Origin of the sequence: Hymenobacter busanensis (assembly GCF_008727865.1) — a bacterium.
Taxonomy (GTDB): Bacteria; Bacteroidota; Bacteroidia; order Cytophagales; family Hymenobacteraceae; genus Solirubrum; species Solirubrum busanense.
The window spans coordinates 214,463-227,140 of the sequence record NZ_VTWU01000005.1; the positions used below are offsets into that span (position 1 = coordinate 214,463).

At 62.6% G+C, this 12,678-nt stretch carries 11 protein-coding genes; 7 read left to right on the forward strand and 4 right to left on the reverse strand.

All coding sequences use genetic code 11. The annotated features are described in order from the left end of the window. The first annotated feature begins 74 nt into the window (after nt 1-74). Both F0P96_RS14390 and F0P96_RS14395 read left to right on the forward strand, forming a co-directional pair. Nucleotides 75-713 carry a 3'-5' exonuclease family protein gene (locus F0P96_RS14390; RefSeq protein ID WP_151079607.1) on the forward strand — a complete coding sequence of 213 codons (639 nt, stop codon included), beginning with the start codon at nt 75-77 and terminating at the stop codon, nt 711-713. 8 nt (nt 714-721) lie between these two features. Then, complete coding sequence (locus F0P96_RS14395; RefSeq protein WP_151079608.1) at nt 722-1,342, forward strand: DUF1684 domain-containing protein; 621 nt, start codon at nt 722-724, stop codon at nt 1,340-1,342. Between the two features lie 156 nt (nt 1,343-1,498). Here F0P96_RS14395 and F0P96_RS14400 read toward each other — a convergent pair whose 3' ends face one another. The 3 genes from F0P96_RS14400 to F0P96_RS14410 all read right to left on the reverse strand — a co-directional run bounded on the left by F0P96_RS14400 (nt 1,499) and on the right by F0P96_RS14410 (nt 3,455). Beyond that, complete coding sequence (locus tag F0P96_RS14400; protein ID WP_151079609.1) at nt 1,499-2,308, reverse strand: TPM domain-containing protein; 810 nt, start codon at nt 2,306-2,308, stop codon at nt 1,499-1,501. Continuing rightward, nucleotides 2,305-2,760, reverse strand: coding sequence for a TPM domain-containing protein (locus tag F0P96_RS14405; protein WP_151079610.1), 456 nt, complete (start codon nt 2,758-2,760; stop codon nt 2,305-2,307). Before F0P96_RS14405 ends, F0P96_RS14400 begins: the two co-directional genes overlap by 4 nt. A gap of 86 nt (nt 2,761-2,846) precedes the next feature. Next, on the reverse strand, nt 2,847-3,455 hold the full coding sequence (locus F0P96_RS14410) for a LemA family protein (protein WP_151079611.1): 609 nt from the start codon (nt 3,453-3,455) through the stop codon (nt 2,847-2,849). A gap of 242 nt (nt 3,456-3,697) precedes the next feature. Here F0P96_RS14410 and F0P96_RS14415 point away from each other — a divergent pair, with 242 nt between their 5' ends. Further along, nucleotides 3,698-4,708: a sugar phosphate nucleotidyltransferase gene (locus F0P96_RS14415; RefSeq protein ID WP_151079612.1), complete on the forward strand. Its 1,011-nt coding sequence runs from the start codon at nt 3,698-3,700 to the stop codon at nt 4,706-4,708. Nucleotides 4,709-4,798: 90 nt separating this feature from the next. On the opposite strand, the gene F0P96_RS14420 is transcribed toward F0P96_RS14415, so the two are convergent. Then, nucleotides 4,799-5,263 (reverse strand): hypothetical protein, encoded by a 465-nt coding sequence (locus F0P96_RS14420; RefSeq protein ID WP_151079613.1) that lies wholly within the window; start codon nt 5,261-5,263, stop codon nt 4,799-4,801. Nucleotides 5,264-5,547: 284 nt separating this feature from the next. Between F0P96_RS14420 and F0P96_RS14425 the strand changes: the two genes are divergently transcribed. The 4 genes from F0P96_RS14425 (at nt 5,548) to F0P96_RS14440 (ending at nt 12,643) form a co-directional block, all read left to right on the forward strand. After that, complete coding sequence (locus F0P96_RS14425) at nt 5,548-6,897, forward strand: hypothetical protein (RefSeq protein WP_167291213.1); 1,350 nt, start codon at nt 5,548-5,550, stop codon at nt 6,895-6,897. A 15-nt stretch (nt 6,898-6,912) separates the two neighbouring features. Next, a complete protein-coding gene (locus tag F0P96_RS14430; RefSeq protein WP_151079615.1) occupies nt 6,913-7,305 on the forward strand; it encodes a hypothetical protein in 393 nt (130 codons plus the stop codon). A 103-nt stretch (nt 7,306-7,408) separates the two neighbouring features. Further along, a complete protein-coding gene (locus F0P96_RS14435; RefSeq protein WP_151079616.1) occupies nt 7,409-8,851 on the forward strand; it encodes a hypothetical protein in 1,443 nt (480 codons plus the stop codon). 324 nt (nt 8,852-9,175) lie between these two features. Then, entirely contained in the window at nt 9,176-12,643 is a 3,468-nt protein-coding gene (locus F0P96_RS14440) for an acetate and sugar kinases/Hsc70/actin family protein (protein ID WP_151079617.1), read from the forward strand. The last annotated feature ends 35 nt before the right edge of the window (nt 12,644-12,678 follow it).

Consider the following 12,678-nt stretch of genomic DNA (forward strand, 5'->3'; position numbering starts at 1 on the left):
TCCGAACTTACTAAACACGCCCCGGCAAGCTCAGCGTGAGCCTGCCGGGGCGTGTTTGCGTATGCCGGTATCCGATGCGCTACGTTTCTCTCGACCTTGAAATGACGGGCAACCAGCCCGAACGCCACCAGATTATCGAGTTGGCGGCCGTACTAGAAGACACCAAGCACCTGCGGCCGCTGGCCGAGCTGCCCACGTTTCGGCGGGCCGTGCGCCACCCGGAGTACGTGGGCACGGCCGGCGCCCTGGCCCTGAACGCGGACCTGCTGCAGGAGCTAGCCGACGCCCCGGCCGACCAACCTGACGTCTGCTCGGCCACCGAGCTGGTGCCGCAGCTACGCGACTGGCTGCTGAGCCAGGGGTTCAAGCCCGACAAGAAAGACCGTGTGGCCGTCACGCTGGCGGGCAAAAACATCGGCTCGTTCGATTTGCTGTTTCTGCGGCAGTTGCCCGGCTGGGGCACGTTGGTGCGGGCCGAGCCCGCCCTGCTCGATCCGGCTGCCTTCTACCTGAACTGGCGCAAAGACTCACGTCTGCCCACCATGAGCATCTGCAAGGCCCGCGCCCACTTCCCCGACCACACCGTGGCCCACCAGGCCGTAGCCGACGCACTGGACGTAATCCGGCTGCTGCGGCCGTTCTACGAGCTGCCGGTGTACCAACAGGTGCCGCCAGCCGACGCAAGTGACAGCACTCCGCAACCGCCGGAGTAATTTGCGGCATGAACAAATATTTTCTACTAGCGTGCCTGCTGCTGCTGGTGACGATGGCCCAAGCGCAGGAACCCGCCCGTCTCACGGCAGCCGCGCATCACCAATCGATACTCAGTTACCAGCAGCAGCTAAACGCCGAATTCCGTGACCCGGCGCAGTCGCCACTGCCGGCAGCGGCGCAGCCCACCTTCCAGGGGTTGCCTTTTTTCGCGCCCGATTTCGCCTATTACACCGAAGCCCGGCTGGTGCGTGACTCCACCGCCGTGCCATTTGCCATGAAAACCAGTACCGCCCGGCAGCCGCTTTACCGCAAGTTTGGCGACTTGTATTTCACGCTGCAAGGGCAGAAGCTGCATTTGGTGGCCTACGAAAGCCTCGACCTCAAGCAACAAGCCCATTACGAAGACTACCTGTTTGTGCCCTTCACCGACCTCACCAACGGCCATGAATCGTACGGCGGCGGGCGCTACCTCGATTTGCGGGTGCCCAAAGGCAATGTACTGTGGCTGGATTTCAACCGGGCCTACAACCCGTACTGTGCCTACAGCTCGCAGTATTCCTGCCCCGTGCCGCCCGCCGAAAACCGCCTGCCCGTGGCTATTAGGGCCGGGGTGAAAAGCGACCATTAATGCTTGTGCCCGGAGGGAGCGGTAGCTGCATCCGTACGCTATTCCCTAGATAAGTCCAGTGAAAGCGCAACGGGCCCCGGCACTAAGTGCCGGGGCCCGTTGCGTAAAGTTCATAGCTGAAAAGGACTTCCGTGTCTTCGCTGATTTCGAGCACCTTTACCAGCTGCCCGAGGCGCCGCCGCCGCCCGACGAGCCGCCGCCGAAGCCCCCGAAGCCGCCGCCACCTCCGCCGCCAAAGCCACCTCCGCCACCGAAACCGCCCCCGCCAAAGCCGCCACCGAAGATGACAGGCGGGAAGAAGCCGCCGCCAAAACCGCGGTTGCGCCGGCCACCGCCGGGCCCGCCTCCGCGGCTGCGCAGAATAATGAACAGGATCAGGATGGCCAAAACCACCCAAAACATGAAGCCGCCACCGCCCCGGTCTTCGTCGTAGGTGCCCTGGGCGCGCGGTTCGGCTTGGTACTCGCCGGCAGCCAGCGCAATCAGGCGGTCCACGGCGTCGTTGATGCCTTGGTAGTACTGGCCGGCTTTGAAAGCAGGAACGATGTTGTTGGTGATGATGCGTTTGGCCAGCGCGTCGGGGATGGCGCCTTCCATGCCGTAGCCGGTATGGATGGTGACCTTTCGCTCTTCTTTGGCCACCAGAATCAGCACGCCGTTGTTCTTGTCTTTCTGCCCAATGCCCCAGCTTTCAAACAGCCGCTGGGCGTAGTTGGCAATTTCGTCGCCGCCGAGGGTATTTACCGTTACCACCGCCAGCTGCGAAGAGGTACTGTCGTTGTAGGCCAGCAGCTTTTGCTCCAAGGCTTGGGCTTCGGCGCCCGAAAACATGCCCGCCAGGTCGTTGACGAGGCGCGGCGGCGAAGGGCGCGGCGGTACGTCCTGCGCGTGGGCGGCCGTGGCCAGCCACAGCAGCAAGCCGAGCAGCGGAGCCCAGTGCAATAGCCGCAGTAGGGAATTTCTCATGCGCGCGGCGGTTTGGCGTCGCCGTAGGAAATGGTGTCGTCCAGCTCGTTTTTATCGGTCTGGGCGTCGTAGGGAAAGTAGCGCTGCAACTGCTCGCCGGCCAGCTGAATGCCTTGCTGCAACCCTTTTACGTAGTCCTGCCGGCGGAAATAGTCGAGCACCAGCTCCTTGGTTCGCTCCCAGAAATCGTCCGAAACGGCCGCGTTGATACCCGCGTCGCCGACGACGGCAAACTGGCGCGTGGCCCACGCTACGTAGAACAACACGCCGTTGCGCTGGGCGGTGCGGTGCATGCCCAGCTGGGTAAACACCTGCGCGGCGCGGTCGATGGGTTCGGGAGTGGGGCATTCTTCTTCCAGATGCACCCGGATTTCGCCGGAGGTGGCCAGCTCGGCCTGCCGAATGGCGTCAACCAGCAGCTGCTCTTGCTGGGCCGTGAGGGGGGAATACATAGGCAAATGCGGGTTGTCAGGTAAGTGGGGAATGAAGCGAGCTGCGCAAAAACCGCGCAACTCGCCTCGGGCCATTAACCAATCCGCTATTCGAAGTTGACCGAGGGAGCTTTCTGAGCGGCCGCATCGGCCTCGAAGTAGCCTTTCTGCTTGAAGCCGAAGATGCCCGCAAACAGGTTGTTGGGGAAGGAGCGCACGTAGGTGTTGTACTCGCGGGTCACGTCGTTGAACTTCTGGCGCTCCACGTTGATGCGGTTTTCGGTGCCTTCAATCTGGGCCTGCAACTCCTGGAAGTTGGCGTTGGCTTTCAGGTCGGGGTAGGCTTCCGACACGGCCAGCAACCGACCCAAACCGGCGCTTACCTGCGACTGGGCTTCCTGGAAACGCTTGATGTTTTCGGGCGTGAGCTGGTCGGCCGAAAGTTGCACGCTGCTGGCTTTGGCCCGCGCCTCTATCACCTGCGTCAGCGTCGATTTCTCGAAGTTGGCGGCGCCTTTCACCGTGTTTACCAGGTTCGGAATCAGGTCGGAGCGGCGCTGGTAGGAGTTCTGCACGTTGGCCCATTGCGCCTGCACTTTCTGGTCCAGCTCGTTCATGGTGTTGTATCCGCACGACGACTGCGAAAGCAGCACTACCGTGCCCACTACGTAGAACAGCAGGCGCTTGAAAATGGAGAGGGAAGGAGTGGTGACCATAGAATGAGGGAGAAGGGTAGGAGGTGAGTTGAGAGAAGACGAAGGAGGGCGACGAAGCGCGGCCCGGTACTTAACGGCCGGCGGCTATATTCGTTGGGGCGCGTGTACCGCAGCCGGCAGGGCAGCAGTGGAGCTTGGGCCCGGTGCAAAGTACGAATTCGCGGCAGAGCGGTTGTTGGCTGCTGCAGCCCGGGGCGAATTGCCTATTTTGCGCCTTCACCCAGCTGCTGCTTCCTCGGTTTATGAAAGCTGTCATCCCCGTTGCCGGCATTGGTTCGCGTTTGCGGCCGCACACCCACACCCAGCCCAAGTCGCTGGTGCCGGTAGCCGGTACGCCCATTCTGGGGCACATCATCGACCGGCTGATAGCCGCCGGCATCCGCGATTTTGTGTTCATCGTGGGTTATTTGGGCGAGAAAATCGAGCGGTACGTGCGCCTGCGCTACCCCGATTTGCAGGCCCAGTTTGTGGTGCAGGAGCCGCGCGAAGGCATCGGGCACGCCTTGTGGCTGGCCCGCGAGCTGTTCCGCCACGAGCAGGAGCCCGTTCTCATTCAGCTCGGCGACACGATTGTGGACATGGACCTGCGCCAGCTGGTGGAGGCCACCGGCACCGTGCTGGCCGTGAAAGAAGTCAAAACGCCGTCGGCGTTTGGGGTGGTGGAGCTGGACGGCAAGGGCCGGGTGGTGAAGGCCGTGGAAAAGCCGCGCATTCCCAAGTCGAATTTCGCCCTGGTGGGTATCTACCGCATCGACAATCCCGCCTGGCTGGCCTCGGCGCTGGAGCGCATTATTGAGGACGACCGCCGCACCCAACACGAGTTTTACCTCACCGATGCGCTGATGGTAATGCTGGAGCAAGGCGCCGAAATGAACGTCTGGCAGGTGGAAGGCTGGTTCGACTGCGGCCGCAAAGACACCTTGCTCGAAGCCAACGCCCGCTTACTCAACCGCCCCGAGTTTCTGCAGCCGGCCGACGCCTACGACTTCCCCAACACCGTCATCATTCCGCCCGTCAGCATTGCCCGCGACTGCGCCATCAGCAACAGCATCATCGGCCCGAACGTGGCCATCGGCGAACGGACCATTGTGCAAGACAGCATCCTGCGCAACAGCATCATCGGCTCGTACTCGGAGCTGCGTTCGGCCGTGATGCACGACTGCATTGTGGGCTCCGACGCCTCGTTTCGCGGCCTGAACCACAGCCTGAACATTGGCGACAACACCGAAATCGACTACACCGCCGCGCAGTAATTTGGGGTAAACACCCTAAGAAAACCGTGGCCCGTTTTCCTTCAGTAAGGAAAACGGGCCGCGGTTTTACGTTTCGGGGTCGGGGGGCAGTCAGGCACCGATGGCCAGCGGCTGCGTGCCGCACTCCCACTCTTGCTGCATGGCCCGGGCATGGCCCGACGACTGCGTGAGCCACTCCAGGGCCGTGGTAGAATCGGCAAATAGCTGCACGTGGCGCTGGGTGCCGGGGTGCTGCTGGCCGAGCAGGTCTTCCAGTACCATCAGGTTGTAGGCGTCGTCGGCCACAATGGCGAGGCGGCGCACGGCGGTCTGGGCGAGTTCGGGCAGCCACTTGTTTTCGAGCCACAGCTGGTCTTCTACCGCCAGCGGCGCGGCGCCCAGTTCAATCAGCCAGCAGCAGGCCTGTTCCTTGCGGGCTATGTCGAGCAACGACTCGTGCACGCTCTGGAACAAGCTAAGGCCGGCGAACCGCTCGACGCCGTTCCAGCGGTGACGCAGCAGGCCAATATTCCAGTCATGTTGCACGCACACGAAGTCGCTTACGGTATACATCATGGTCGGTGGAGCTTGGTTGTGGGAAAGATTTACGCGGGGCGCAGGGCGGGGTATTGCGTGATAAAAGGTTGTTTTATAATCTTTTGATGAGCTACGTAACACCCCGTCTTTTTGGATGGTTCACTCGGCCGCCGTTGCGTAAAAAGTAGTCGAAAGGGCCGCACTGCAAAATTTTCGCCTCATTTGGTCGTTCAGCCCCACAACCCGCCGCGGGCAAGGGGAGTAGTTGCACTTGCACCAGCCGCGTGGCGGTGCGTATGTTCGGCCCGATGCGCTTTTCTTCATTGTCATTCTACAAAGTTTTGCCCGCCCTAGCCGTGCTGCTCGCCGGCTGCTATTCGCGCTCCGACATGGAGGCGGAACAGGGCGCGGGCAAAACCACGCCCGCCGCAACCGAGCAACCCGAGCCGACCGCCGCGGCCACCAAGCCCAAGGGCAACACCGCGCCAGGCCCCGCCAAAACGGCCGCCAGCGCCACCAGCTTCCCGCAGGTAAACGTGTTTCTGGAGGTATCGGGCTCCATGCAGGGCTTCATGCCCGCTGCCGGCGCCAATGCCCAAACCACGCAGTTCCAGCAGCAGGTATCGGAGTGGCTGTCGGGGCTGGAGCGCGACGGGCGGGTGCAGCAGCGCCGCTACTTCCGCATTGCCGACCGGCCCATTGCCGACACGTACCGCGCCCTGAGCGAAACCGTGCGGCGCGGCATTCGGCAGCCCGCCACCAGCACCAGCATTCCGGCCATTCTCGACACCGTAGCCAACCGCTACCTCGCCGACGAGGCCATCAGCGTCATCATTTCCGACTTCATCTACTCGCCCCAGAACCCCGGCGACGTGCCCTACATCAACACCGACATTGCCGACGCCTTGGCCCACAGCCGCCGGGATTTGGCCGTATCGGTGTACGCCTTCAAGTCGGATTTTAAGGGCACCTACTACCCGGCCATGAAGGGCAAAGTGGCTGGCTGCTGCCCCCAGCCCATTCCGTATTATATGTGGGTGCTCGGCCCCGCCGAGTTGGTGGGCCAGTTCGATGCCACTCTGATGAAAGACCAACGGGGCGAGCAGGCGCACTTTGGCCTAGCCGCGGCCGAAGTGCCCAGCTCGGTGCTCAGCCGCTTCCACCGCAAAGGCACCTGGTTTGTGGCCGATGCCGGCAAGCAGGCCGGCGCAGGCGGCCACGCCGTGGCCGTAGAAGAAGCCACGGCCGAAGAGCCGGCTGAATTCGTGGTCGGCTTAGATTTAGCCCAACTGCCCGAGCTGTTCCAAAAGCCGGAGTACCTGCAGAAAAACCTGGCCCTGCGCGGCAATACCACCACAGCCAAGGTGGCCAAAGTAGAAGCCGCCACCGAGGCCACGCGCCGCAGCGGCGGCCCCGAAGCCGCTTACACCCACTTTGCTACCATCCGGGTGACGGCCAAGCCGCGCAGCAAGCAAGACCTTACGCTGGCCTTGCCCGCCGCTCGCCCCACCTGGGTGCAGCAGTGGTCGACGGCCAACGACAGCAAGCCCGGCCCGTACACGTTTGCACTCAACCGCCAGCTCGACGGCCTGCAGCGCCTGCTGGCCAGCCGCAACACTGGCACGAATGCTGCCGACGTGCTCCGCGTCTCTCTCTCCATCCAACCCGACTAACCCGTTCCCTCCCGCATGAAGAGCTTCTTCCGCGCCCTCTACGAGGTCATCGGCCTGCCCCAGCCATCGTCTGAAACGCCGGTGTACCGCGAGGTCATTTTCCCCAACATCGGTCTGCTGAACATCGGCATCACGCTGGCCTTGCTGGTGCTGTTCTATCTGGTAATCAACCGCTACATGCGCGTGGCCACGTTCAGCCGCCCGCGCCACTGGGCGCTTTTTCTGGGTCTGAATGCGCTGATTGCCTTTGTCATCGTTATTGCGCAGGCCAACGGGCAGAATGTGGAGTCGCACTCCTACATCTACTGGCTGGCGCTGCTCAACGCCATCTACGCGGCGGTGTTCTTCTTCATCCTCTCGCTCATCTTCCGTAAGCTGTCGGTCAACGCCAGCACCACGCCTTTCTAGTATTGAGTATTGGGTATTGAGTAGTTCGATGCGGTTTCTCTCCAATGGGAATGCATCGAACTGAAGTCTCAATACCCACTACCAACTACTCACTACTCCCCTCATGGCTAAACTCTTTCTTTTCGGCATCGGCGGCACCGGCTCGCGGGTGGTCCGCTCGCTCACGATGCTGCTGGCCTCGGGCATTGAGTTGCCCAACTGCCAGCAGGTAGTGCCCATCATCATCGACCCCGACGCGCACAACGCGGACATGAACCGCACCGTGCAGCTGCTGCAAACCTACCAGCAGATTTACAAGCGCCTCGGGCCGCGCGAAGAAGGCTTCTTCAAGACCGACATCAGCACGCTCTCGTCCATCAGCCAGGACGTGAACGGCTCGGTGAAGGACACTTTCGTGTTCGACTTTGGCGGCATCAACCGGAGCTTCCGCGACTACCTAGGCTACAACTCGCTGCCCGTGGAGTCGAAGGCGCTGGTGGAGTCGCTGTTTACCACCGACAACCTGGAAAGCCCGCTCACCATCGGTTTCCGCGGCTCGCCCAACGTGGGCTCCATCGTGCTGAACAAGCTGGCTGAGTCGCCGGAGATGCGCTTCTTCGCCGACAACTTCCAGCAGGACGACCGGGTGTTCTTCGTCTCGAGCATCTTCGGCGGTACCGGCGCGGCCGGTTTCCCGCTGCTGCTCAAAAACCTGAAGGACCCCAACACCCGCCTCTCGAACGCCCGCTACCTGCGCGACGCGCTGACGGGTGCCGTTACGGTGATGCCCTACTTCGCGCTCCAGAGCGAGGATCAGCAGGTTATCGACTCGAATAACTTTCTGACGAAAACCAAGGCCGCCCTCGGTTACTACGAAAACCACCTGCAGGGCCTCGACGCGCTCTACTACCTGGCCGACACGCCCGACACGCCCTACGACAACCAGCCCGGCGGCGTGGGCCAGCGCAACAAAGCCCACATCATTGAGATGCTGGCCGCGCTGAGCATCGTGGACTTCATGCACTACACCAGCCTGGAGCTGCGCAGCGGCCAGGGTCCGTTGTTCCACGAGTACGGCCTGGAAGGCGACACGGCCGAGGTGCAGTTTCAGCACCTGCCCACCGAAACCAAGGATATGGTGGCGCAGCACCTTACGCAGCTGCTGTACTTCACCAAGTACCACAAGCAGCACCTGCCTTCCGACGACGCGCCCTACGCCAAGAACCTGAACCTGCAGTACGCGCTGAAAAACGAGCCCATCTTCAAGCAGCTCGACGCGTTCTTGCACAACCCCGACTTCGGAGTAGATGGCTGGTTCAACGAACTAAGCCAGAACCGCCGCGCTTTCCGTCCCTTCAACCTCGCCACCGACGACTTCAACATGATGATCAACGGCAAGCCGGTGGAAACGGGCTTCTTCAACAAGGGCATCAGCCGCAACTATTTGCTGGATGCGCTGAACACCCAGGAAAAGAAGGTGCCCGACGACGACAGCTTCCGCAAGCTCATCACGTTGATGTACGGCGTAACCGATGAAGCCTTCCGTGACAAGGTGAAAGTAGTATAGAACGAAGCTCCCCTCCTTATTTTCAAGGAGGGGTGGCGCGCAGCGCCGGGGTGGTTAACCGGCGCCAGATAGTAAACTCAACCACAGTAGCATAAAAGAACATGTCATGCTGAGCTTGCCGAAGCATCTCTCCTGCTTGGTCAGATAGCAAAATCACTATTCGCTGCCAGCACGCGAGATTCCTCGGCTGCGCTCGGAATGACGTTCCAGATGGGTATCGTTCAGGCGCAAGCCGTTCAACGACGAAACCACCCCGCCCTTCGGGCACCCCTCCTTTAACGAAGGAGGGGAGTTCGTTCTCTTAAAACAGACTCCCCCTCAAGCATGGCTAAAGTCCTTCGCCTGCATACCAGCGGCTCGCAGCAAATTCAGGGCTGGCAACAGACCGGTCCGCTCACGAGCACCGAAATCAACACCATTACCGACCCCACGGGCGGCCGGGCGCGCAACCTGGCCGTGTCCATTCCCACGCCGTTTGCGCGGATGCACCTCTTCGAAACCGCCTTCGATTTTGTGGCGCGCGAGGGCAACCGCAACCCCAACTCGGTGTACCACGAGCTGGTGTCGCACTACTGGGATTTGCTGGAACTGCTCTACAACTACCACCTCTACAGCCAAGCCGGCCGCCGCCTCACGCTGCGCCGCTGGAACGCCGAGACGGAGTTGAACCGCATGCAGTCGGACCCGAACACCCGCCTGCTGGGCGAGACGTTGCGGCTGTACTGGCAGGACGAGCAGTTCCGCGAGACGCCCGACCTGTACATGGTGTTCTACGAGTCGCCGGGGCTGCCGGGCGGGCCGCGCCTGCTGGGTGGTACCTCGCCGCTGACCTTGTTCTACACTGCCCCGGCCGTGCCGGTGCTCGACATCGAGCGGCCCCGCGCCGGTGGGCGCTACTTCGATCAGCAGTACGTGGGCCTGGAGCAGCGCGACCCGCAGTTTCAGGACTTCGTGTACGAGCTGTTCCTGACCTACCCGCAGCTGCAGAACCGCAACTTCGCCAGCCGCGTGTTTGCCGTGCTCGACCGCAACCGCATCAACCAGATGCAGCTGCAGGGCGACCGAAACGCGCAGCTGTTCGCCACACGCTTCCCCACCCTGGCCGATGCGCAGGGAAACCCGGCCTACGTGCGCGGCATTCCTTTGCCCGGCCGCGCCGATCAAACAGCCGTCGTTTCCTCTGACCTGTTCATTCAGCCCACGCGGGAGCTGGCGCCCGGCCAGGTTCGGCCGCTGGTGCTACGCCCCAACCTAGCCATGGGCGGCGTGAACTACCTGAACGGCCAGCCCTGGGACGACCGCACGCCGGTGCCCTACATGGACGAGCAGCCGATGAGCAGCCGCGTGCTGCCCGGCAAAGGCTTCAAGTACCCCTACCTAACGGTGGGCGACTTGCTGGCCGACTCCTTGGTAGAGCTGCCATATGAGCTGAACGCCGAGCGGTTCCACACCGGCCGCGTCACGTTCCAGTACGGCGCCGATGCGCAGGGCCGGGCCCGTTTCCCGTACCTGCTGCCGTTGCAGCCGGCCTTCTTCGAGTACTTCACCGAGCACGACCTGGCCGAGTTGCTCAACTTCACCATCGACCTGAACCACGTGCGCGTGAGCCTGCGGGTGCCGGTGCAGCAGGGGCGCTTCATTACGCTGGAGCGCAGCTACTACACCAACCCGCAGAACCCCAAGGACGAGATGGGCCGCGAAATCCCCGAGAAAGGCCGCATCGTGCGGGCTCAGGTGGGATTGGGCGTGTTCCCGTTCTACAAAATGCGCCAGCAGCCCGAGTACAACGACCTGTACAAGGTGATGCTGGTAGACGCCGACAACGGCCCCGCGCAGCTGCAGAAGCAGTACAGCGTGGAGTTCTACGTGGGTGGTGAGCGGCTGACCGACCAAGGCGCTGCCCGACGTGCGACCCGCTACGAGCGTACCCGCAAGAGCCTCGCCACCGCCGGCAGCACGTACTACGAAGTCACCGGCACGCACTTCGACGTGGCCGAGCTGGTGTGCCCGGCTGGTCCCGGTCAGGCCCCGGCCCGCGGCCTGCTCATTCCGCGCTGGCGCGAGCTGGACCGCGGCACCCGTCGGTTCACGTTTGCTGTCGACTTCGGCACCACCAACACCCACATTGCCTACTCCGACGGCCCCAGCAGCCACCCGCGGCCGTTCACCATTGCCGAGCTCGACCAGCAGGTGGTGTGGCTGCACGCCCCGCTGCCCGACATGGGCCTCTCGGGCGCGCAGCGCTACCGCCAGGGCGCCCAGCAGCTGCACAACGACATTGCAGCCCTGCAAAACCGCGAGTTCGTGCCCTCGTTCATCGGCGAAGGCGGCGCGGCCTATGCCTTCCCCATTCGCACCGCCGTGTGCGAGACGAGCACCTTCACCAACGAGCCGGCCCGGGTGCTGGGCAACATCAACATCGGCTTCAGCATCAACACCGAAACTTCGGCCGAGCTGCCCCAGAACCACTTCGTGACCAACTTGAAGTGGTCGGCGGAGCTGGACCCGGGGGGAGTGACGCGCATCGAGGCGTTTTTCCGCGAGGTGATGCTGCTGCTCAAGCACAAGGCGGCCCTGAACGGCGGCATCATGGAAGACACCCGCGTGGTGTGGTTTGCACCGCTGAGCTTCGACGCTTTCCTGCGCAACCAGTTCAAGAGCAAGTGGGACGAGGCCTTCCAGCAGGTGTTCCGCTCGCGCCGCGAAACTCTCACCCTCACCGAATCGGTGGCGCCGTACTACTACCTCACAGCCACCAACCAGGTAGTGCCCAGCCGCGACGAAAACGTGGTGAACATCGACATCGGCGGCGGTACTACCGACTTGCTCTTGTTTGCCGATTCGCGCCCCGCCTACAGCACTTCGTTCCGCTTCGCCGGCAACGACCTGTGGGGCGACGGCTACGCCCGCGTGCAGGGCGCGCCCAAGCAGAACGGCCTCTTGCGCCTCGGGGTGCAGCACGTGGAAAGCCTGCCCGACTCGGAGCAGAACCAGGAGTACAAAGGCTACCTGCGGGCCGCGCTGGCCAACAACGACTTCGGCTCGGCCGACGTGACTTCGCTGCTGTTCCTCTACGACGACGCCCTCCGCTTTTCGCAGAGCCTCGCCCTGGGCAAAGGCCGGCAACTGCGTGTGCTGTTTTACCTGCACTACACCAGCATCATTTACCACACGGCGCAGCTCACCGAGCACCTCGGCTTGAAGCTGCCGCGCTACCTGTGCTTCTCTGGCAAGGGCAGCCTGTACCTGCGCCTGTTGGCCGGTGGCAGCAACATGGGTGCCATTGAGCGCATCACGAAGGCCATTATGAAGGCCGTGACGGGGCAGGAGCCGCCGCACAACTTCCGCGTGATTCTGGCCGACAACCCCAAGGAAGCCACCACCAACGGCGGCGTGCTGTTCGAGGAAAGCCAGTCGGCGCCCGATGTAGACAGCATCAAGGCGGTGCGCATCGTGGGCAGCACCGAAATGAGCGACATTGGCTTGTTGCGCCTGAAAGCCAAGCAGGTAGATGCCGATTTGCGTCAGTCGGTGCTGTCGAACATGCGCACGTTCCTGGAGCTGGTGCTGACCAACGACGACGTGGCGCCGCTCATGCGCGAGGTGGGCGTGGATATCGACCGCGGGCGGGTGCTGGAGTTCATGCAGCGCGAAATCGAAGACAGCCTGAACCTGGGCCTGCACCAGATGGAGCGCAACCTCGGCGCCGAGGAAACGCTGCCGGAAACGCTGTTCTTCCTGCCGCTCAAGCAGGCGTTGTACAACCTGAGCCGGGAACTGCTGAACGGGTAGCAATGCTAGAAAGCCGCGTCAGTTGACATGCTGAC